The sequence below is a fragment of the Alistipes sp. An66 genome (genome assembly GCF_002161445.1).
Lineage (GTDB): Bacteria > Bacteroidota > Bacteroidia > Bacteroidales > Rikenellaceae > Alistipes > Alistipes cottocaccae.
In genome coordinates this window covers 31,808-53,009 of record NZ_NFHT01000004.1, presented here as the reverse complement: position 1 = coordinate 53,009, position 21,202 = coordinate 31,808, and the positions used below count along the sequence as shown (strand labels likewise).

Here is a 21,202-nt window from a genome sequence, read left to right as displayed (position 1 = left end):
CTTTTATGAAAAAAGCGTTGCTTATCCTGCTGTCGGCATGGGTCTTGAAGCCCGCCGATGCGGAGGCCCAGAACATCGTCCTCGGCGAGAAGGTCCCCGAACTCAAAGCCGCCGGATGGATCGACGACCGGCATCCCGGTCCGGCACGCGTCACCTACGTCGAATTCTTCCATTCGTCGAACCCCGCATGCGTCCTGTCGCTCAAACGGCTGAAAACCCTCGCCGGGAAATCCGACGTGCCGATGCGCGTGATCGTCGTAACCCGGGAGGACACCGCACGCATCGCCCCGATCCTGCGCCCCTACCTCTCGGAGCGCGTCTCGGCCACGTACCACGCCGACCGGGGATTCACGGCGTTCGGCGTCACCTACGTGCCCTTCGGCGTGCTGATCGACGCCCGCAACCGCGCCCTCTGGATGGGAAACAGCCTGCAAGTCAACGAACAACTCATCGAACAAGCCACTTATTGATTGAGCATGACCTCCTTCACCAAGATAGACCACTACGAACGCGAATACGCGGACACGCATCACGATACGGCGCTGAACGTCACCGAAGGCGTTGAAGAGCAGCCCATCATCAGCCCCTATTTCAAGCGGCACAAGAAGCGCGCACTCTCGACCGACGAGTACGTCGAAGGCATTCTCGCCGGAAACATCACCACCCTCTCGCAGGCCATCACGCTCGTCGAGTCCTCGAACCCCGACCACTACGCCCAGGCGCAGGAGATCATCGAGCGTTGTCTGCCCCACGCCGGGCGGTCCGTGCGCATCGGCATCACGGGCGTCCCCGGGGCCGGGAAGTCCACCTTCATCGAGGCCATCGGCAACATGGTCACCTCGCTGCGCCACAAGCTCGCCGTGCTGGCCATCGACCCCTCGTCGGAGCGCAGCGGCGGCTCGATCCTCGGCGACAAGACCCGCATGGAGAGCATCTGCAACAACCCCGCGGTCTTCGTGCGCCCCTCGCCCTCGGCAGGGTCGCTCGGCGGCGTCGCCCGCAAGACCCGCGAGACCATCGTATTGTGCGAGGCCGCCGGGTTCGACGTCATCTTCATCGAGACCGTAGGTGTCGGGCAGTCCGAGACCGCCGTACACTCGATGGTCGACCTCTTCATGCTGTTGCAGATCTCGGGAGCCGGCGACGAGTTGCAGGGCATCAAGCGCGGCATCATGGAGATGGCCGACCTGATGGTCATCACCAAGGCCGACGGCGAAAATGTCCACAAGGCCGAACTTGCAAAAACGCAGTTCCAGGGGGCCCTGCGGCTCTTCCCCGTACCGGAGTCGGGCTGGCGGCCCAAAGTCTACACCTCGTCGGCCGTGACGAAGGCCGGGTTGGAGGAGGTCTGGAAGGGCGTCGAGGAGTACCTCGACCACATTCAGCGCAACGGCTATTTCCAGCACAACCGCAACCGCCAGAACAAATACTGGATGTACGAGACGATCAACGAGGCGCTGCGGAGCAGTTTCTACCGCGATCCGGCCGTCGAGGGCAAGATCGCCGACTACGAGCAGCGGGTCCTCGACGACAAGATCTCGTCGTTCGTCGCCGCCAAAGAACTCCTCGACCTCTATTTCAAAAAGGGGTTTTAAGGGCTGCGGAACCTTACGAGGTCCCGTAGTCCTGAATCCGCCCCGGTTAAGAACCGCCGGCTTAAAAAGCCGGTTTCAGGGGCTGCGGAACCTCACGGGGTTTCCGTAGTCCTGAATCCGCCCCGGTTAAGAACCGGGTTTCAGGGGCTGCGGAACCTTACGAGGTTTCCGTAGTCCTGAATCCGCCCCGGTTAAGAACCGCCGGCTTAAAAAGCCGGTTTCAGGGGCTGCGGAACCTCACGGGGTTTCCGTAGTCCTGAATCCGCGTCGACCGTTATTTGCGGGTTATCTGAAATAAAAGGGAGGTCCCGCACTCTCGCCGGATGCGGATCAAGAGATGGCGGGCGGGGGAGTGCCCGGAGCGGGAGGCTGTAAAGGCCTGATCTTACTGCGCCCGCTCAACTCACCCGGCCGGCATCTCCCGCAGCAGGCGACGTGCGGATGGTTTTGGTGGTACCTTTTGACACCAAAAGGTACCGGTTTAAGAAACCGGTTTTATGGGCGATGGTATCTGTGAAGGGTTTCCGGGCCGGTTCCGCGCATCTCTGGTGTCCGCCGCACTTTGCTTTTCGCGGAAAAAGGACGCAACGAAGGCGGAGCGAAAAGAAACGGGGCCGGTTTGCTTGCAAACCCGCGTCAGGCGCCCGTTTCCGTGATGCCGAGGTGCGGCCCCGCAAAAAGCAACTTGCGGCTGGTTTTGGGTACCTTTTGCCATCAAAAGGTACAAGAATCTGCAACCGGAACGGTTGCATAGTTTGGCGCTTTTTGGGTCGGCAAAAAGCGCCGCAAAAACCGCCCCTTTAAGAAAGGGGTTTTGTGGGCTGCGGAAACTCACGGGGTTTCCGTAGTCCTGAATCCGCGTCGACCGTTATTTGCGGGTTATCTGAAATAAAAGGGAGGTTCCGCACTCTCGCCGGATGCGGATCAAGAGATGGCGGGCGGGGGAGTGCCCGGAGCGGGAGGCTGTAAAGGCCTGATCTTACTGCGCCCGCTCAACTCACCCGGCCGGCATCTCCCGCAGCAGGCGACGTGCGGATGGTTTTGGTGGTACCTTTTGACACCAAAAGGTGCCCCTTTAAGAAAGGGGTTTCAGGGGCTGCGGAACCTTACGAGGTTTCCGACGGATGAATCCGCACCCAACGGTCGAAGCGCGGATTTGTTTCCGACCCTTTCGGCATACCACCGCCCCTAAAACCGGTCTTTCAGACCAGCGCACTTTGTTTTTGCGGAAAAAGAGACCTCGGAAGTCCGAGCGCCCGGGACGGAAGGCCTTTGTAGCCTCCCGTTGGGTATCACTTCAACGTCGGGAGTTTCAGTCCGAAGCGCACTGCCACGACCCGCGCGGCGATCACCGCCACGGCCGTCGTGATCTGCAACACCGCGCCATCCACGCCCGCCAGGCGGCACACCCAGAAGACAAAGCCCCCGAAGATGCACGCCAGCGCGTAGATCTCCTTGCGGAAAATAAGCGGCTCCTCGTTGATCAGGATGTCGCGCAGCACGCCGCCCGCCGCGCCGGTCATCGTGCCCATGATGACGGCCACCCACAGCGGAAAGCCCGCCGCAAGGGTCTTCTCGATGCCCACGACCGTGAACAGCCCCAGCCCCACGGCATCGAAGATGAAAAACGTGTTGTTCAGCCGGATCAGGTAGCGCCCGAAGAGGATGACGATCCCCAGAGCGATGGCCGTGACGATGAGGTAGACGCTGTCCAGCATCCAGAAGGGGGTCTGCGACAGCATCAGGTCGCGCAGCGTCCCGCCCCCGATGGCCGTCGTGAAGCCCACGACGTAGGCCCCGAACCAGTCGAAGCGCTTGGCCGAGGCCAGCCGGATGCCGCTGATCGCAAAGGCCAGCGTCCCGAGCATTTCCAATACGAAATAGACCGACATCGCGCTACTGGTCCAGATAGGTCCGACGCAACAGGTCCACCAGCTCCGGGACGCCCTCCGCGGCACGTTTCGAAATGACGGTCAGCGGGTTGCGGATGCCCGTCGTGTCGGGGTGGCCGGGGTCCACAAGGTAGATCGGAACCCCCGGCTGCGCGTAGCGCACCAGCGAGGCCGCCGGGTAGACCGCCAGCGACGTCCCCACCACGACCATGATCTCGGCCCGCGCGGCAATCTCCGCCGCACGCTCGAACATCGGCACCGACTCGCCGAAAAAGACGATATGCGGCCGCAGCAGCGAGCCGTCCGGCGCCGTGGCATCGAGTTTTTGCTCCCACCCCTCGATCGGGACCACGAGCTCCGGGTTGCGCGTCGAACGCAGCTTGCGCAGCTCGCCGTGCAGGTGCGTGACGTGCGTCGAGCCGGCCCGTTCGTGCAGGTCGTCGACGTTCTGCGTTACGACCTCCACCGCAAAGTCCCGTTCCAGCGCCGCAATGGCTTCGTGGCCCGCGTTCGGTCGCGCCGCGAGCATCTCCCGACGCCGTTTGTTGTAGAATTCGATGACCAGCGCCCGGTTCCGCGCCAAAGCCTCCGGCGTGCAGACATCCTCGATGCGGTAGTTGGCCCACAGTCCGTCCGAATCGCGGAACGTCGCCAGGCCGCTGTCGGCGCTCATCCCCGCGCCCGTAAATACGACGAGTCGTTTCATGGCATTCGTGTTTTTTCGTCGCCGAAAGATACGAAATTTATGGCACAGTTCGTGCAACCCTCCCGCTCCGTAAACCAATTTTTTTCGACTCATGAAACACCAGAACACCCCCGCCGGAGACACTTCGTCCGACATCTTCGGATCGAAGGAGATGCGATCCCCGGCCCCCGTCGAATTCATCCCAAAGGGCAAAACCGCGCCCGAAATCGCCTACCAGATGGTCAAGGACGAAACCTATCCCCAGACCCAGCCCCGGCTGAATCTGGCCACGTTCGTGACGACCTACATGGACGACTATGCCACGCGCCTGATGAACGAGGCCATCAACGTCAACTACATCGACGAAACCGAATATCCGCGCGTGGCCGTCATGTGCGGACGCTGCATCAACATCCTCGCCAACCTCTGGAACACCCCCGAAAAGGCCGAATGGAAGGCCGGAGCCGTCGGAATCGGATCGTCCGAGGCCTGCATGCTCGGAGGCGTCGCCGCCTGGCTCCGCTGGCGCAACCGCCGCAAGGCCGCCGGAAAGCCCTACGACAAGCCCAATCTGGTGATGAGCGCCGCCTATCAGGTCGTCTGGGAGAAGTTCTGCCAGCTGTGGCAGATCGAACTCCGCACCGTGCCCCTCACGGCCGACAAGAAAACCCTCGACATCGACGCCGCGCTGAAAATCTGCGACGAAAACACCATCTGCATCGTCCCCATCGCCGGCGTGACGTGGTCCGGGCTCAACGACGACGTCGAAGCCCTCGACAAGGCCCTCGACGCCTATAACCAAAAGACCGGATACGAGATCCCGATCCATGTCGACGCCGCGTCCGGAGGCTTCATCCTCCCGTTCCTCAACCCCGAGGTCAAGTGGGATTTCCGCCTCAAATGGGTGCTGTCGATCTCCACCTCCGGACACAAGTTCGGGCTCGTATATCCCGGGCTGGGGTGGGTCGTCTGGAAGGACAAAAAGTATCTCCCCGACGAGATGTCCTTCTCGGTCAACTACCTCGGGGCCAGCATCACACAGGTCGGGCTCAACTTCTCGCGCCCCGCAGCACAGATCCTCGGACAGTATTACAACTTCATCCGGCTCGGATTCGAGGGCTACCGCGAGATTCAGAACAACTCGATGGAGATCGCACGTTACTGCCACCGCGAAATCGGCCGGATGCCCTGTTTCAGGAATTTCGCCGCGGAGGTCGTCAACCCGCTCTTCATCTGGTCGCTCGATCCCGAATACGAAAAATCGGCCAAATGGACCCTCTTCGACCTGCAAGCCGCACTCCAACAGAGCGGTTGGATGGTCCCGGCCTACACCATGCCGAAGAACATCGAAAAGACGGTCGTCATGCGCATCGTCGTGCGTCAGGGCATGTCCCGCGACATGGCCGACATGCTGCTGGGCGACATCCGCAACGCCGTGGCCGAGTTCGAGAAACTCCGCTACCCCACCACCTCGCGGCTCAAATTCGAAGCCAACGAACATCAGAAAGGGAAAGTCTATACGCACTGACGGTCCATACGTTAACGACCGCAGGTCATGCGTACCGACCGCCGGACAGGCTCCGGCGGTCGTTTTTTCGCGCCCTCCGGCCGCCGCACAGAGAAGCCAACACCCGAAACCGGGAAAAATCGAACAACGCCGCACGCTTTTCGGCCTTGACCATCCCCGATTTTTTTCCTACCTTTATGCCGTTTTTACGAAATCCTGCCTCATGCGCGAAACGTTCGACATCTTCCTCATCGTCATGGCCTCGCTGGCCCTCGTGGTATTCATCGCCCTGCACTTCTTCGAAGCCGGGTACGGCTACCTCTTCAACCGCCGCTACGGGCTCCCGATCCCCAACAAAATCGGATGGGTGATGATGGAATCACCCGTCTTCATCCTCATGGCCGTGCTGTGGGCCACGTCCGACCGCATGGGACAGGCCGGGCCCCTCGCCCTCTTCCTGCTCTTCGAGGCTCACTACTTCCAACGCTCGTTCATCTTCCCGATGCTCCTGCGCGGAAACTCCCGCATGCCCCTCGGGATCGTCCTCATGGGAATGCTCTTCAACACCCTCAACGCCCTGATGCAGGGCGGGTGGATCTTCTACGTCTCGCCCGACGGCTACTACGACAACTGGTTCGCACAGCCCTACATCTACGTCGGCGGCGTCCTCTTCATCGCCGGAATGGCCGTCAACCTCCACTCCGACCGGATCATCCGCCACCTCCGCAAGCCCGGCGACACGCGACACTACATCCCCCGCGGCGGCATGTTCCGCTACGTCTCCTCGGCCAACTACTTCGGCGAACTGCTCGAATGGGTCGGATTCGCCGTGGCTTCGTGGTCGTGGGCCGGCGCCGTCTTCGCCTGGTGGACCTTCGCCAACCTCGCACCACGCGCCGCATCGCTCCGCCGCCGCTACGAACAGGAGTTCGGCGAGGAGTTTTCAAGACTTCGGCGGAAGCGGATCATACCCTTTATCTACTGATCCGCGAGAAGGCAGACAAACAGCAGGAGAAACGTCAAAACAACCGAATATAACATGGAATCCAAACTCTTCACGCCCTACAAGCTCGGCCCCGTGACGCTGCGCAACCGCACGATCCGCTCCGCGGCATTCGAGTCGATGGGCAAGGATTTCGGACCTACGCAGCAACTCAAAGAGTACCACGTGGCCGTAGCCCGCGGCGGCATCGGCATGACCACGCTCGCCTACGCCGCCGTCTGCCGCAGCGGTCTCTCGTTCAACAAGCAGCTCTGGCTCCGCCCCGCGATCGTCCCCGGGCTGCGCGACATCACCGACGCCATCCACCGCGAAGGAGCCGCCGCCGCCATTCAGATCGGACACTGCGGAAACATGACACACTGGACCACCGCCGGGCAGATGCCCATCGGCGCATCGTCGGGCGTGAACCTCTACGCCTACACCCCCGTGCGCGGCATGCGCCGCAGCGAGATCGAACAGGTCGCCAAAGACTTCGGACGCGCCGTCCGCACCGCCCACGACGCCGGATTCGACTCCGTGGAGGTCCATGCCGGGCACGGATACCTCATCTCGCAGTTCCTCTCGCCCTACACCAACCATCGGCGCGACGAATACGGAGGCTCGCTCGAAAACCGCATGCGCTTCATGCGGATGTGTCTCGAAGAGGCCGTCGGGGCCGCACGCGCCTGCGGCATGGCCGTCACCGTCAAACACAACATGTACGACGGTTTCAAGGGCGGCATCCAGATCCCCGAGAGCATCGAGATCGCCCGCGTGATCGAGTCGTTCGGCGTCGACGGGATCGTCCTCTCCGGCGGGTTCGTGTCGAAAGCCCCGATGGCCGTCATGCGCGGACTGATCCCCCTCTACACGATGAGCTACTACTCGCCGCTCTGGCTCCGATACTTCATCCGCTGGTTCGGACCCCTGATGATCAAGCAGTTCCCCTTCGAGGAGTGCTACTTCCTCGAAGATGCCAAAAAGTTCCGCGCAGCGTTGAAGGGTCCGCTGATCTACGTCGGCGGGTTGGTCAGCCGCGAAGGCATCGAGCGGGCCCTCGGCGCCGGTTTCGAACTCGTGCAGATGGCCCGCGCGCTGGTCAACGCCCCGGCATTCGTCAACAAGCTCCGCGAAGGCGACGCGGCGACCCGCAGCGAGTGCGACCACCGCAACTACTGCATCGCCCGGATGTACTCCGTCGACATGAAGTGCTGCAAGCACTGCCCCGACCTCCCGCGCAAGATCGTCGAGGAGCTCAAACGCCTGCCCTGATGGAACCGATGAACGACAGAAAGAAACGACACCGGATGCGGCGCGGCGAGGTCCCGCAAGGAACCGCCCGGGCGCTGGTCAGCGGTGCCGGGTCGGGTATCGGGCGCTGTTATGCCCGGCGGCTCGCCGCACTGGGGTACGACCTCGTGCTGGTCGGCGACAACCGACAGCACCTCGAAACGGTCCGCAGAGAACTTGCCGAAGGGTTCCCGCAATGCGACATCCGCATCGTGGTGTGCGACCTGGCCCGCGTCGGGGCCGCCCGCGAGTTGTTCGACCGCACGCAGGCCGACGGGCTTGCCATCGACGTCCTGATCAACAACGCCGGGATGTTCTCCTTCCGCGACATCCTCCAAACCCCCGAGGAGCGCATCGAACGCATCATCCTGCTGCACGACCTGACCAACACGCAGCTATGCCGCCTCTATGCCGCCGAAATGGCCCGCCGCGGACGCGGAGGGCACATCCTCAACATGTCCTCCTACTCGCAGTGGATGCCCTTCCCGGGACTGGCCCTGTACAGCGCCTCGAAAGCCTATCTGCGCGCCTTCTCCGTGGCTTTTGCCAAAGAGGTCCGCGAACAGGGAATCCGCGTCACGGCCGTATCGCCGGCCGGCGTGGCCACCGATCTCTACGGGTTGACCCCCTACTGGCAGCGGATCGGATTGCGTCTGGGCGTGCTGATCTCCGCCGACCGCTGCGCCCGAAAAGGGTTGCGGGCCCTCTGGCGCGGCCGCCGCTCGATCGTCCCCGACTGGTGGAACCGTGCGTGGATACCCCTCTGCAAGATCCTGCCGATGTGGGTGCTGCGTCCGGTACGCCGCTTTACAATGAAATTTCAGAAATAACACATCATACCGGACAACACCTCGAATTTGAATATGGAATCGATCGAAAATGTCGTCTTCGACCTCGGAGGCGTTCTTGTGGATCTCGACATCGAACGCTGTCGCGACGCATTCCGGCACCTCGGAATGGATGCCGTGGCCGAACTCATCGACCCCTGCTACCCCGCCGAGATGATCGGACAACTCGAACACGGACTCATCACGTTCCACGAAGCCTGCGACCGGATGCGGGCCATCGCCGGGACCCCGGCGGTATCCGACGATGAGATCGCCGGCGCATACGGAGCCTTCCTCGTCGGGATTCCGGTCGAAAAACTACGCCAGATCGACCGCCTGCGCGAGCGGGGAATCCGTACCTACGTCCTCTCGAACAACAACCCCTCGTCGATGCGCTTCATCCGCGCGATGTTCACGGCCGACGGCAAACGCATGGAGGATTACTTCGACGGGATCTACCTCTCCTACGAGATGCGCGAACTGAAACCCTCGGAGGCGATCTTCCGCAAGATGATCGCCGACAGCGGCATGGACCCCGAGCGGACGCTCTACATCGACGACGGACAGAAAAACGTCGATGCGGCACAGGCACTCGGGTTTGCGGTCTACAAACCCGCCCCGGGCGAGGATTTCGGACACCTGCTCGACAGCGTGGGGCGGCCGTAATCCAGGGGGTATTCACGCAAACCTGCACTTTTCACGTGCAAAAATTTGCCGGAGCGGGAAAAAGCCGCTATCTTTGCATAATCTGTTCCGAAACCGCGTCGGATCCGGGGAGGGGAAGAACGGAATCGGGGCCGGAGAAAGAAATCGGAGCCGGAGGGGAATCGGGTTCCGGGAGAGAAATCGGAGCCGAAAAAATTCGGGGTGTAGCGCAGTCCGGTTAGCGCACCTGCTTTGGGAGCAGGGGGTCACAGGTTCGAATCCTGTTACCCCGACTAAACGAAAATCAAGCACTTACAAATCATGTAAGTGCTTTTATCATTCGATCCCACTCCTTCTTGCAAACATTTTTTTTACATTTTGTTTTGCGGTTTCGGATTTTAGCGTTATCTTTGTGCGCTCTTCAAAAGATAAGAGCCCTTTGTTCGGGGTGTAGCGCAGTCCGGTTAGCGCGCCAGCTTCGGGAGTTGGAGGTCGCTGGTTCGAATCCAGTCTCCCCGACAAATTTTCAAGAATCCCTCTGCAACAGCAGGGGGATTTTTTTGTGGGGGGGGGCATACATTCCCGAAGCCGGGAGGCTCGGGAAAGGGAGAGTGAGAACGAGTCGGAAACGGATCGGAAACGGGTTGGGCGGAGCCGGACGTTTTTTAGAGTGTGGGGAGGGGCCGGCGGAATCCCAACATAGGAACAGCAAGTCCCCCGGACGGGCGGTTACAACCTTTTATAATGACAATAAAGCAGCGAGCCGTCGTCGTCGCGCAGGTGCATCCCCCCGCCCTGGCAGTAACGGAACATCCGGCAGTCGGCACACGCCCCCGTCCGCATCCATTCGCGGTCGCGGAACGGCGCGAAACGTCGTTCCCAGACCTCCCAGAAACGGTCCCGGTAGATATTCCCCTGATGAAAATTCGCACGGATCGACGTGCAGCCCGAAATGGCTCCGTCGACCCGGATCGACGCAACGGTCACACCTGCCGCACACTCGTAGAAATGGTCCCGGACCTCCGCCTCGTAACCGCCCAGAAAACCTTCGCACGCATAGCTTGCGTCGATGCGGCCCTCGCGGCGCGTCCGGCGGATGAACTCCATCAACGTGCGGAACTGTTCGTCGGTGATCCGCAGCGTCGGGTCGTGCTTCGCCCGCCCCATCGGAAAGATCGAGAACAGACGCCAATGCGACACCCCCTCCGCAAGGAGCATGTCGCGGAACGCTTCCAGCTGCGGAATCATCGCTCCCGTCACGCAGGTAACCACGTCACTGGCCAGCGACGGCTCGCGCACGATCATCCGGATCGCCTGCAACGCCCGGTCGTAGCTGTGCGGATTGCCGCGGATGTAATTGTGCTCGTCCTCGAAGCCGTCGAGACTCACCGAAATCGACCGCAGACCCGCATCCAGCAGACCTCGGAAGCGGCGTTCGGTCAGTGCCATCCCGTTGGTCACCATCCCCCACGGATAGCCCCGCCGCGTCACCTCGCGGCCCGCCTCTTCGAGATCATCCCGGACCAGCACCTCGCCGCCCGAAAAGATAATCAGCACCTGCGAAGGATCGACGTGCGGCGTGACCTCCTCGTCGAGGACTTTCAGAAAATCCGGCAGCGGCATGTCCGCAACCCCGGGGTCCACCCGGCAGTCGCTCCCGCAATGACGGCACGACAAATTGCACCGCAGGGTACACTCCCAGAAGAGCGTATCCAGGCGGTGTTCCTCAACCTTTGCGGCATGCAGATCGGAGAAGATCCCCAACGCAAGCCGTTTGCGAAGCCCCAACCGACGTCCCGACATGCCTCACTCCCCTGCGGGCTACTCGGCCGCCGGATCCTCCTCGACCGGCTGCTCCGCAACCGGCGGCAGAGAGTCCGGACGCTGCTGTTCCAGACGCTTCGTGCGCATGCTGTCCGACACCGGAGGTCGCACTCCGTACATGAGGACGATCCGCGGACGACCCGGCTGTTCCTGCACAACCGCCGTGTCGGCATCCCGCGGCTGCGGCGTCTCCTCCGCAGCCGGCTCTTTCGTCGCCTGCGGGGCCTGCTTCACCGTCGAACAGGCCGCCGAGAAGCCCAGAAGCGCCGCCAAGGCCAGTTTCACTTTTCTGTTCATCGTTGTCCGTACCGTTTGATGGCACTCCACAAATATACGATTTTTCCGGCCAAGTCAAAAAAATAGCCCAAAAAGTTTTGAATCCCACGCTTTTTTACGTTACTTTGTCAGCACATCTTTAACTCTTTTAATTTTTTCTTTTTATGACAGGCAAGGTAAAATGGTTCGATAGCAAAAAAGGCTACGGATTCATTACGACGGAAAGCGGCAAGGAGATCTTTGTTCACTTCTCCGGCATCGTGAAGGAGGGTTTCAAGTCCCTGAACGAGGGCCAGACCGTCGAATTCGAAATCGGAAACGGCGCGAAAGGCGAACAGGCCGTAAACGTTACGGTAGTCGAGTAAACAATATCCTCCGCATGCGCGACATGCGGGGAGAAGAGGGAGGGGGTGATCGAGCCAAAAACCTCCCGGATTTCAGGACGTTCTGCATGCAGGCGTCCTTTTTTCTTGCCCGTTTGAAAAATAAATCGTACTTTTGGGCGTTTTAAACGTTAATAAAGATTTTTCAAAATCATAAAACCGATCAAACCATGAAAGAAGCAATCGCAATTCTCACCGGCGGTGGTCCCGCCCCCGGCATGAACACCGTAGTAGGCAGCGTCGCCAAAACCTTCCTGCGCAAGGGATACCGCGTGATCGGACTCCACGAGGGTTACACCGGACTCTTCAACCCCTCGCCCCGCACCGTCGACATCGACTACCCCATGGCCGACGGAATCTTCAACCAGGGCGGATCGTTCCTCCAAATGAGCCGGTTCAAACCCACCGACGCCGATTTCGAGAACAACTTCAACCTCAAATTCTTCACCGACAACAACGTGAAGCTGCTCGTAACCGTCGGCGGCGATGACACCGCATCGACGGCCAACCGCATCGCCAAGTTCCTCGAAGCCAAGAAATACCCCATCGCCAACATCCACGTCCCGAAGACCATCGACAACGACCTCCCGCTGCCGAAGGGAACCCCGACGTTCGGCTACGAGTCCGCCAAGGACAAGGGTGCCGTCATCGCCCGCGCCGTCTATGTCGACGCCCGCACCAGCGGCAACTGGTTCGTACTGGCGGCCATGGGCCGTTCGGCCGGACACCTCGCATTCGGTATCGGCGAGGCCTGCCACTACCCGATGATCGTCATCCCCGAAATGTTCGACAAGACCGAAATCACCGTCGAGAAGATCGTCAACCTCGTGATCTCGTCGATCATCAAGCGCAAGATCATGGGAATGGACTACGGCGCCGCCGTCATCTCCGAGGGCGTCTTCCACGCCCTGTCGGACGAGGAGATCCGAAAGAGCGGCGTTCACTTCACCTACGACGAACACGGACACCCCGAGCTGGGCAAGGTTTCGAAGGCGCACATCTTCAACGAGATGATCGAGAAGAAACTCAAAGAGCTCGGCATCAAGGTCAAGAGCCGCCCCGTGGAGCTGGGCTACGAGATCCGCTGCCAGACCCCGATCGCCTACGACCTGACCTACTGCTCCGAGCTGGGTATCGGCGTGCACAAGCTCTTCGCCGAGGGAAAGACCGGCTGCATGGTATACGTGGACTCCGAGGGCAACGTCTCGCCGCTCTACCTGAAAGACCTGCAGGATCCCACCACGGGCAAGATTCCGCCCCGTCTGGTAGACATCACCTCGGACAAGTTCAAGTCGGTGGTCGAGAACATCCTCAACGCCATCACGCCCGAGGATTACGAGGCTGCCAGGAAATACGTCGCCAACCCCGAGGAGTACGATTTCCACAAGATCCTCAACTGGAAATAACAACTCCGGACACAGGAACAAGAAAAAACCCGAAGCCTTGCAAGGCTCCGGGTTTTTTCATATCCCGTTCCGGGCGCCGGATCAATTGCCGGCAATCAGATTCTTGATGAGTTTCGCCTGGTAGGGAAGCTCCTCGCCCGCCGCAGCCACGACATCCTTGGCATAGTTGAGCGACTTGGTAGCCGATTTCAGTTTCAGCGGGTTCTTGACACTGGTCAGGGCCGAAGCGGCTCCGCCCATGAGCGTACCCACATCGGTGAGCTCCTTGATCGTGGACTCGACCTTCGCCAGCAGCTCCTCGCCGTTGGGCAGCGACTTCTCGCCGGAAGCCACGGCCGTCGCATCCGCAATGGCGACCGTCGCATCCGCAATGGTCTTGCATTTGGCCACGACATCGTCGATCTCCTTCACGCCGCAATCCTTCGGGCGATCGGCTTTCAGCACTGCAATCCGTTCGTCGGAGGCCTGTTTCTCCTCGGGCGTCTGGGCCGTTGCCGCAACCGAACCCATAAAGAGCATGGCGACGGCGCACATCAGAAATTTCTTCATAAAAAGATGATTTTTGGGATTTTCCTACTCTTTTGCAGATTTTCGGACTCCTCTGTCGGACACAACAGGTTCCGACGCCTCCTCCGCCCCACGAAACACAAGCTCTCCTTCACGGAATACGCATATCGGGTTGCGGGACCGAAACCCCGTTGCCACAAATCGGAAAGTGCTGCTGTCTGAATACAAAAATAATAATTAATTGTCTTTTTCCAAATAAAAAACCGACGAACGATACGGCGGGATAAAATAAACGATATGCACGTCGAAAAACGAACCGGGAGGGAGGGAGAGGGAAGGGAGAAGAAAACCGGGGGTCGGACGGGGGCAAGGCATTTTTCAGCCGAAAAGTGCGGGGAGGGGAAGCCGGTTGAAGAGTGCGGGAACGGACGATCGAAGAGCGAGGGGCGGCCGGTCGAAAAGCGCGGAAACGGACGATCGAAGAGCGAGGGGCAGTCGGTCGAAAAGCGCGGGAACGGACGGTCGAAGAGCGAGGGGCGGCCGGTCGAAAAGCGCGGGAACGGACGTCGAAAAGCGCGAGGACGGACGATCGAGAAGCGCGGAGACGGGCGGTCGAAGAGCGAGGAACGGCCGGTCGAGAAGCGCGGGAACGGACGGTCGAAGAGCGCGGGGGGGGGCGGCCGGTCGAAGAGTGCGGGGGCAACCGGTCAAGAAGCGAGGGGACGGACGGTCAAAAAGCGCGGGGATTCAGAAGAGGGTCGGCGTCGGAGGTGGAAATACCGGGCCCTGCGGATGGAGGTTGACAACCTCACGGTCCCGGGTAAGGGCTCGCCCGACGGTGTAGCGCGTGCCGCCCGGAGAACCGTCGTACCACGCCACCAGAACCCGCGCATGGTCCACGAGGAAGTCATTGCGCACGGCGTAGCAACCCCGATGGTAGGCCGGAGCCAGCACCTCCGTTTCGTCGGCCGCCGCCAGCACCCGTTCGTAACGGGCCCGTTCCTTGTGCGGGAAATGCCGCGCCTGCCCCGGAAAGGGAACTGCGGCCACCAGACGCACCTCCGGACAACGCTCCCGGAGCGCCAGTACGGCTTCGGCGGCCGCCAGATCGAACCCGACGGCCATGCCGCTCACAAACGTCCGGAACCCCCGGGCACAAAGCTCCTCCAACGTGCGGGACAAGGCATCGCCCGTCTCGCCCCGATAGGTGCGGTGGCCGGTGAAGGCCACACAGGTCCGAGGATTGAGAATCATACGATCAAAGATAAACCTTTGGCGCGGACTTTGCAAGCTTTTCCGCTGAATTCAAAATTTCAGCGACCATGAAAAACACAGGTATTGCCATCGTATCCCTCGTGGGCGGACTCATCATCGGCTCGGCCCTCACCATGCTGTTCACTCCCCAGTCGGGGCCCGAACTGCGCCGCAAGATCAAGGAGTCGATCGACGACGAAATCGAGCGCGTGAAGAACAAGCTCAACGAAGTCGAAGAGCAGATCGAAGAGGCCCGCTGCCGATGCGAGGAGAAATAGAGACCCCGGGCGGCCGGCAGGCCGCGGGGTCGCGGGAGAGTTCCGGCGGGAGATTCGTCATTGCCTTTCTGCTGTTCGGAACGACGGTTGCCATTGCGCTGCTGCTGTTGCTGACGGCCCTGGTGGTGTGGCTCTCGGAACTCGTGGGATCGTTCATCGCCGCGGCGCTGATTCTGGGCGGATTCTTCGCCGTCGTGGCGGCGCTGATCTATCTGACGGCGATCCGCGAAGCCGTCGAACGGATCCGGGCCCGGGCCGAGACGGTCTACGAAGTGGCCCGGATCGCCCGATCCGGATACGAATGGATCACCGAAAAGATCGCACTGCTGGTCCGGTTGAACGACGCCCTGCGCAAGGAGTAATGAAAAAGCCGATACCTTTCCGAAGGTATCGGCTTTTTCATTCGCTGCAAGCGCCGACTATTTGCCGAAGTAACGCTTGTAGAGTCCCTCGAAGCCCTTGCCGTGACGGGCCTCGTCCTTCGCCATCTCGTGAACCGTGTCGTGTACGGCGTCGAGGTTCTCCTCCTTGGCCATGCGGGCCAGGCGCATCTTGTCCTCGCACGCGCCGCACTCGGCGTTCATGCGCTTTTCGAGGTTGGTCTTCGTATCCCAAACCACCTCGCCGATCAGCTCGGCGAACTTCGAAGCGTGCTCGGCCTCCTCCCAGGCGTAGCGCTTGTAGGCCTCGGCAATCTCCGGATAGCCCTCGCGGTCGGCCTGACGGCTCATCGCCAGGTACATGCCCACCTCGGTACACTCACCCATGAAGTGGTTTTGAAGCCCCTCCCAGAGCTCCTTGCTGGCGCCCTTTCCGTCGCCGATCTTGTGCTCCGTGACAAAATCCAGGTCTCCGGACGCCTCCACGAGTTCTACGAACTTATCCTTGCCGACTTTGCACATCGGGCACTGCTCGGGTGCCTCGGGACCTTCGTGAATGTACCCGCATACGGTACAACGCCATTTCTTTGCCATAATCTTGTTATTGTTAAAGTGTGTGTGTTGGTTCTTTTTGCCGTGCAAAGATAACAATCCGGAGCGAAAACACCATAAAAATCCGATTGTCTTTTCTGATCGTCCGATAAGCACCGCTTATACCCCGCCCCGGCAGCCGACAGGCGCGCGGAATCAGCCCCGGCGGCCGACAGAAGCACGGAATCAGCCCCGGCGGCCGACAGAAGCACGGAATCAGCCCCGGCGGTCGATCACCTCCTCGATCTGCGCCACATCCGTGCAATCCTTCAACAGCACCCGCTTGTCGCGGTCCAGCAGGTAGAGCGCCGGAATGGCATGCAGGTCGTAGAGACTCTCTTCGCGGATCACGCAACCCCGGTCGTAGGCGTTGATCCACGATGCCGGAATCTGATCCCGGTAGTTCCGCCACTCCGTGAGGTCCTCGTCGGGATAGATCGCCAGCACCTGCATCCGGCCCCGCTCGATCATCTCCGAAAGCATCGGCGACGAGGTGATCGCCTCGCGGATCTCGCGGCACATGGCGCATCCCGGGTTGTTGATGAAGACGAGCACGTACTCGGCCTGCAAGCCGTAGAGCGTGCCGCTGCGGCCCGACGCCAGCGTATAGCGGAAATCGTTCGCCGGGTGCCCCAGGCGGTTCTGGCTCGCCATGTGCAGGTCGTACTGCGGGGCGATGCGTTCGTACTCGTCGTACCACGGGGCACGCAGGAGCGCTTCCAGAACCGGAATGTAGAATTCGTCGTTGCGAAGCGGCGAGTTCGGGTCGTGAAGGACCATCCCGGCCAGTTTCGCGAAGTAGTCGAGCATCGGCCGCGACGCCGAAGCCCGCCGCATGAGCGTGTCCATCGCCGCACCGTCGGCCGGGCGGTCCGAGATCAGCGCGATGTAGCGCGCATAGGCCTCGAACATCTGCACCGTGTCGACCCGTTGCAGGAAGAGCGTGTCGGCGAAGTCGAAACGGTCCCAGTAGTGCCAGCGGAGCCATTCGCGCTGCTCGCCGGGCGTCAGGCGCGACGGCGCTATCGCCGGCAGGAAAACGGCCGGCTGCGAAGCCGGAGTATCGGTGGACGGCGCGCTCCGCCGGCGTCCGCACGACACCGCCGCCGACAGCAGGCACAGCAGAATAAAGAGACGTTTCATCGTCGAAAGAATTGGTCCTGAAAGCAAAGATACGAATTTTCGGCGACAATCGCACGCCGAAGGTCGCCAAAGAGGCTGAATCCCCCGTTTTGCACGGTAGTTGCTGTTTCCGCAGCGACAAAACACAAATCAAACCATTATGGATGTAAAGAAAACCACCTCTTCCACCGGCTTCAAGTTGAGCGTCATGACGCTGGCCATCATGAACGTGACGGCCGTCGTGAGTCTGCGCGGACTCCCCGCCGAAGCCGTCTACGGACCCTCGTCGGCATTCTACTACCTCTTCGCCGCCATCGTCTTCCTGATCCCCACGGCGATGGTCGCCGCGGAGCTCGCCGCCATGTTCGCCGACAAGCAGGGAGGCGTCTTCCGCTGGGTCGGCGAGGCCTTCGGCGCCCGGACCGGATTCCTGGCCATCTGGCTCCAATGGATCGAATCGACGATCTGGTACCCCACGGTCCTGACCTTCGGGGCCGTCTCGATCGCCTTCATCGGCGCGAACGAAGCCCACGACATGACCCTCGCCTCGAACAAGGTCTTCACCCTCTGCATGGTCCTGGCCATCTACTGGATTGCCACGTTCATCGCTCTGAAAGGCCTCGACTGGGTCGGCAAGATCAGCAAATGGGGCGGAATGATCGGAACGATCATCCCCGCCGGACTGCTCATCGTCCTCGGCATCGTCTACCTCGCAACCGGAGGCCACAACAACATGGACATGTCGCAGGGATTCTTCCCCGACCTCTCGAAGTTCGACAACCTCGTCCTCGCCAGCAGCATCTTCCTCTTCTACGCCGGCATGGAGATGATGGGCATCCACGTCATGGAGGTCAGAAACCCCTCGAAAAACTACCCCCGGGCGATCATCATCGGCTCGCTCGTCACCGTGGCGATCTTCGTCCTCGGGACCTTCTCGCTCGGCTTCGTCATCCCCGCCAAGGAGATCAGCCTCACGCAGTCGCTGCTGATCGGATTCGACAACTACTTCCGCTATCTGCACCTCTCGTGGGCCGGCCCCGTCATCGCCATCGCCCTGATGTTCGGCGTGCTGGCCGGCGTGCTCACCTGGGTCGCCGGCCCTTCGAAGGGTATCTTCGCCGTCGGGAAGGCCGGCTACCTGCCGCCCTTCTTCCAGCGCACGAACAAGATCGGCGTACAGCGCAACATCCTGCTCATCCAGGGCGGCGTCGTCACGCTCCTCGCGCTGCTCTTCGTCGTGATGCCCTCCGTACAGTCGTTCTACCAGATCCTCTCGCAGCTTACCGTGCTGCTCTACCTGATCATGTACATGCTCATGTTCGCCGCCGCCATCGTCCTGCGCTACAAGATGAAATCCACGCCGCGGCCCTTCCGGCTCGGAAAGGGAAACGGAATGATGTGGCTCATCGGACTGGTCGGCTTCTTCGGCTCGATGCTGGCCTTCGTGTTGAGCTTCGTGCCGCCCGGACAGATCGCCACCGGAAGCAACACCGTATGGTATTCGGTACTCGTCATCGGCTGCATCGTCGTCGTGGCCGCACCCTTCGTGATCTACGCCCTGCGCAAGCCCTCGTGGCGCGACCTGCAGGCTGCCGCCGAGTTCGCCCCCTTCCACTGGGAAAAGCCCGGACAGCCGGCCCCCGCAGCAGCCGCAACAAGCTCCCCGACGAATGCTGCTCCGAAACCCGCTCCGGCCAACCCGGCCAACCCGGCTCCGAAAGGCGGACACAAAGCGTTCCCGAAAACCGACAAAAACAACCGATAAGCGTATCCCATGATCCGAAAAATCGACAAAAACAGCATCGGCGAAGCCCTCCGGGCCGCCTACGACCACTGCAAGAACGATGCGGGCGGCAAGAATGCCGACTACATCCCCTATCTGAAAAACGTCCCGTCGAACCTCTTCGGCATCGCAGCCTGCCTGCCCGACGGCGAACTGCTGACCGTCGGCGACACCGACTTCCGCTTCGGCATCGAGTCCGTATCGAAGGTTCCTACGGCCCTGCTGGCCATGGAGCAATACGGCGCCCGCGAGGTCCTGCACAAGATCGGCGCCGACGCCACGGGGCTGCCCTTCAACTCGATCATGGCGATCCTGCTCGAAAACGACCACCCCTCGACGCCGCTGGTCAACGCCGGGGCCATCTCCGCCTGCTCGATGATCCGACCCACGGGCGACCCCGCGGCCAAATGGCAGGCAATCACCGGCTTTCTCGCCGAACTGGCCGGATCGTCCGTCGCGGTGATCGACGAACTCTACCGATCCGAAAGCGAGACGAACTTCAACAACCGCTCGATCGCCTGGCTGCTGAAAAACTACGGACGCATCTACGACGATCCGATGCAGGCGCTGGACCTCTACACGCGGCAATGCTCCATCGGCGTGACGGCGGCACAGCTGGCCGTCGCGGCGGCGACGATCGCTGCCGGAGGTGTGAACCCGCTGACGCACAAGCGGGTCTTCCGCAGCGAGCTCACGCCGCGGATCGTCGCGCTGATGGCCACCGTTGGCTTCTACGAGCACACCGGCGACTGGCTCTTCGAGACGGGTCTGCCCGCCAAATCGGGGGTAGGCGGCGGCATCATGGCCGTCGTGCCGGGCGTCATGGGCCTCGCGGCCTTCGCGCCGCCGCTCGACAGCGCCGGAAACTCCGTGAAGGCCCAGAAAGCCCTGTCGTTCATCGCCCGGGAACTCGACCTCAACCTCTTCGGCACCACCCGCTGCACGATGGCCGTCCCCGCTCCGGCCGAAGCGTAACCCCCGACCGTACAGACGAAGGGTTACAAACCCCGGAAACGGACGTTCCCTCAAAAAAGCGGCAGGTACAATACCCGGCAAGCCGCATCAATCCATCTGCGACAGCGGCTCCTTCGTTCCGGACGAGACCGGTCAAGGGTCGGGATGCGACGAATATCTACCTGCGGCGTGTGGCAGGCCCATCCGCATTGTCGCCCAACCGCAGGGTGTACGAAGGCTGGCAGGAAAGCGGCGAACATGGAGCAGACGGCGGCCTGTCACCGTCTCTCCACCGCTTCCAGCCCCCCGGCCGACAATTCCACGCTGTATTCCTGTCCGCCGGGCGTGCGCAGCGTGCAGCTCTTGTGCCGGCGGTTTACCTTGTAGATCAGGTCGCGGTTGAGCAGCAGGTTGCGCCCGGCACGGATGAAGTGCCTCTCCCCCAGTTTGCCTTCGATGACCCCGAGCCGTTCCAGCACGATCTCCTCGCCTTCGGCCAGCATCATGCTGGAATAGTTGCCGCAGGCGCGCACGTAGACCACTTCATCCTTGCCGGCATAGAGGGTGCCGTTGAGGGTGCGGAAGGGGGCCTTGCCCGACGGTGTCGGGGGTTGCGGGGAGGAGGCGGAAACCGCTGCGTCGCGCTCCTCGATGCGGCGGATGGCCTTTGCCAGGTCCGACACGTCCACGGGTTTCAACAGGTAGTCGGCAGCGGCGAAGCGGATGGCCTGCAACAGGTACTCCGAATTGCTGTATGCGGTGGTGAAGATGATGTGCGGCAGGGGGATGGCCTCCTTCAACTCGCGCAGCAGTTCCAGGGTGGTGTGTCCCTGCAACTGGATGTCGAGGAAGAGAAGGTCCGGCCTGTGGCGCAGAATGGCCGTCAGGGCCTCCTCGTAGGATGCGCAACACGCCACCACCTCGATGTCGGGGTGGTAGGTTTCCAGTTTCTGCAAGAGCGAGAGGCGGGGCAGCCGCTCGTCTTCGACGATGATGGCGCGGTAGTTCTTCATGGTCGGTG

22 protein-coding genes and 2 tRNA genes are annotated in these 21,202 nt (G+C 61.3%); 15 read left to right on the top strand and 9 right to left on the bottom strand.

What is annotated here, in order from left to right; translation table 11 throughout:
• Positions 1-5: 5 nt before the first annotated feature.
• Both B5G16_RS04225 and meaB read left to right on the top strand, forming a co-directional pair.
• Positions 6-470: a hypothetical protein gene (locus B5G16_RS04225; RefSeq protein WP_087261524.1), complete on the top strand. Its 465-nt coding sequence runs from the start codon at positions 6-8 to the stop codon at positions 468-470.
• Positions 471-476: 6 nt separating this feature from the next.
• Complete coding sequence (gene meaB / locus B5G16_RS04220) at positions 477-1,595, top strand: methylmalonyl Co-A mutase-associated GTPase MeaB (RefSeq protein WP_087261521.1); 1,119 nt, start codon at positions 477-479, stop codon at positions 1,593-1,595.
• A 1,292-nt stretch (positions 1,596-2,887) separates the two neighbouring features.
• On the opposite strand, the gene B5G16_RS04215 is transcribed toward meaB, so the two are convergent.
• Together B5G16_RS04215 and B5G16_RS04210 are read right to left on the bottom strand one after the other, a co-directional pair.
• Positions 2,888-3,487: a trimeric intracellular cation channel family protein gene (locus tag B5G16_RS04215; RefSeq protein ID WP_087261519.1), complete on the bottom strand. Its 600-nt coding sequence runs from the start codon at positions 3,485-3,487 to the stop codon at positions 2,888-2,890.
• Between the two features lie 4 nt (positions 3,488-3,491).
• Complete coding sequence (locus B5G16_RS04210; protein ID WP_087261517.1) at positions 3,492-4,193, bottom strand: SIR2 family NAD-dependent protein deacylase; 702 nt, start codon at positions 4,191-4,193, stop codon at positions 3,492-3,494.
• Between the two features lie 91 nt (positions 4,194-4,284).
• Here B5G16_RS04210 and B5G16_RS04205 point away from each other — a divergent pair, with 91 nt between their 5' ends.
• The 7 genes from B5G16_RS04205 to B5G16_RS04175 all read left to right on the top strand — a co-directional run bounded on the left by B5G16_RS04205 (position 4,285) and on the right by B5G16_RS04175 (position 9,942).
• On the top strand, positions 4,285-5,700 hold the full coding sequence (locus B5G16_RS04205) for a glutamate decarboxylase (RefSeq protein WP_087261515.1): 1,416 nt from the start codon (positions 4,285-4,287) through the stop codon (positions 5,698-5,700).
• A gap of 202 nt (positions 5,701-5,902) precedes the next feature.
• Positions 5,903-6,664 (top strand): DUF1295 domain-containing protein, encoded by a 762-nt coding sequence (locus B5G16_RS04200; RefSeq protein ID WP_087261513.1) that lies wholly within the window; start codon positions 5,903-5,905, stop codon positions 6,662-6,664.
• Positions 6,665-6,718: 54 nt separating this feature from the next.
• Positions 6,719-7,933 carry an NADH:flavin oxidoreductase gene (locus B5G16_RS04195; protein ID WP_087261511.1) on the top strand — a complete coding sequence of 405 codons (1,215 nt, stop codon included), beginning with the start codon at positions 6,719-6,721 and terminating at the stop codon, positions 7,931-7,933.
• Positions 7,933-8,781, top strand: coding sequence for an SDR family NAD(P)-dependent oxidoreductase (locus B5G16_RS04190; protein ID WP_239405955.1), 849 nt, complete (start codon positions 7,933-7,935; stop codon positions 8,779-8,781). The genes B5G16_RS04195 and B5G16_RS04190 overlap by 1 nt, the downstream gene beginning before the upstream one ends.
• Positions 8,782-8,814: 33 nt before the next feature.
• A complete protein-coding gene (locus B5G16_RS04185; protein WP_087261509.1) occupies positions 8,815-9,444 on the top strand; it encodes an HAD family hydrolase in 630 nt (209 codons plus the stop codon).
• Positions 9,445-9,641: 197 nt separating this feature from the next.
• Positions 9,642-9,716: transfer RNA gene (locus B5G16_RS04180), tRNA-Pro, on the top strand.
• A 151-nt stretch (positions 9,717-9,867) separates the two neighbouring features.
• Positions 9,868-9,942: transfer RNA gene (locus B5G16_RS04175), tRNA-Pro, on the top strand.
• Between the two features lie 210 nt (positions 9,943-10,152).
• On the opposite strand, the gene B5G16_RS04170 is transcribed toward B5G16_RS04175, so the two are convergent.
• Entirely contained in the window at positions 10,153-11,226 is a 1,074-nt protein-coding gene (locus tag B5G16_RS04170; RefSeq protein WP_087261507.1) for a TIGR04133 family radical SAM/SPASM protein, read from the bottom strand.
• A gap of 18 nt (positions 11,227-11,244) precedes the next feature.
• Positions 11,245-11,544 carry a hypothetical protein gene (locus tag B5G16_RS04165; RefSeq protein ID WP_087261506.1) on the bottom strand — a complete coding sequence of 100 codons (300 nt, stop codon included), beginning with the start codon at positions 11,542-11,544 and terminating at the stop codon, positions 11,245-11,247.
• A gap of 143 nt (positions 11,545-11,687) precedes the next feature.
• Between B5G16_RS04165 and B5G16_RS04160 the strand changes: the two genes are divergently transcribed.
• Both B5G16_RS04160 and B5G16_RS04155 read left to right on the top strand, forming a co-directional pair.
• Positions 11,688-11,888 (top strand): cold-shock protein, encoded by a 201-nt coding sequence (locus tag B5G16_RS04160; protein WP_087261503.1) that lies wholly within the window; start codon positions 11,688-11,690, stop codon positions 11,886-11,888.
• A gap of 188 nt (positions 11,889-12,076) precedes the next feature.
• Positions 12,077-13,312 (top strand): 6-phosphofructokinase, encoded by a 1,236-nt coding sequence (locus B5G16_RS04155; RefSeq protein ID WP_087261500.1) that lies wholly within the window; start codon positions 12,077-12,079, stop codon positions 13,310-13,312.
• A gap of 81 nt (positions 13,313-13,393) precedes the next feature.
• On the opposite strand, the gene B5G16_RS04150 is transcribed toward B5G16_RS04155, so the two are convergent.
• The gene (locus B5G16_RS04150; RefSeq protein WP_087261499.1) at positions 13,394-13,861 is read right to left on the bottom strand and encodes a hypothetical protein; all 468 of its coding nucleotides are present in this window, start codon (positions 13,859-13,861) and stop codon (positions 13,394-13,396) included.
• A 705-nt stretch (positions 13,862-14,566) separates the two neighbouring features.
• Complete coding sequence (locus B5G16_RS04145) at positions 14,567-15,073, bottom strand: SLOG family protein (protein ID WP_087261497.1); 507 nt, start codon at positions 15,071-15,073, stop codon at positions 14,567-14,569.
• A gap of 68 nt (positions 15,074-15,141) precedes the next feature.
• On the opposite strand from B5G16_RS04145, the gene B5G16_RS04140 reads away from it, so the two are divergent.
• Both B5G16_RS04140 and B5G16_RS04135 read left to right on the top strand, forming a co-directional pair.
• On the top strand, positions 15,142-15,351 hold the full coding sequence (locus tag B5G16_RS04140; protein ID WP_087261495.1) for a YtxH domain-containing protein: 210 nt from the start codon (positions 15,142-15,144) through the stop codon (positions 15,349-15,351).
• Positions 15,336-15,713, top strand: coding sequence for a phage holin family protein (locus tag B5G16_RS04135; RefSeq protein WP_204228011.1), 378 nt, complete (start codon positions 15,336-15,338; stop codon positions 15,711-15,713). The genes B5G16_RS04140 and B5G16_RS04135 overlap by 16 nt, the downstream gene beginning before the upstream one ends.
• 57 nt (positions 15,714-15,770) lie before the next feature.
• On the opposite strand, the gene B5G16_RS04130 is transcribed toward B5G16_RS04135, so the two are convergent.
• Both B5G16_RS04130 and B5G16_RS04125 read right to left on the bottom strand, forming a co-directional pair.
• Complete coding sequence (locus B5G16_RS04130) at positions 15,771-16,325, bottom strand: NADH peroxidase (RefSeq protein ID WP_087261493.1); 555 nt, start codon at positions 16,323-16,325, stop codon at positions 15,771-15,773.
• A 213-nt stretch (positions 16,326-16,538) separates the two neighbouring features.
• Positions 16,539-17,465: a DUF5106 domain-containing protein gene (locus B5G16_RS04125; protein ID WP_087261809.1), complete on the bottom strand. Its 927-nt coding sequence runs from the start codon at positions 17,463-17,465 to the stop codon at positions 16,539-16,541.
• A gap of 139 nt (positions 17,466-17,604) precedes the next feature.
• Between B5G16_RS04125 and gadC the strand changes: the two genes are divergently transcribed.
• Together gadC and glsA are read left to right on the top strand one after the other, a co-directional pair.
• Positions 17,605-19,209 (top strand): putative glutamine/gamma-aminobutyrate antiporter GadC, encoded by a 1,605-nt coding sequence (gene gadC, locus B5G16_RS04120; RefSeq protein ID WP_087261491.1) that lies wholly within the window; start codon positions 17,605-17,607, stop codon positions 19,207-19,209.
• 9 nt (positions 19,210-19,218) lie between these two features.
• A complete protein-coding gene (gene glsA, locus B5G16_RS04115) occupies positions 19,219-20,202 on the top strand; it encodes a glutaminase A (protein ID WP_087261490.1) in 984 nt (327 codons plus the stop codon).
• A 257-nt stretch (positions 20,203-20,459) separates the two neighbouring features.
• On the opposite strand, the gene B5G16_RS04110 is transcribed toward glsA, so the two are convergent.
• A complete protein-coding gene (locus tag B5G16_RS04110) occupies positions 20,460-21,194 on the bottom strand; it encodes a LytR/AlgR family response regulator transcription factor (RefSeq protein ID WP_087261488.1) in 735 nt (244 codons plus the stop codon).
• Positions 21,195-21,202 lie beyond the last annotated feature (8 nt).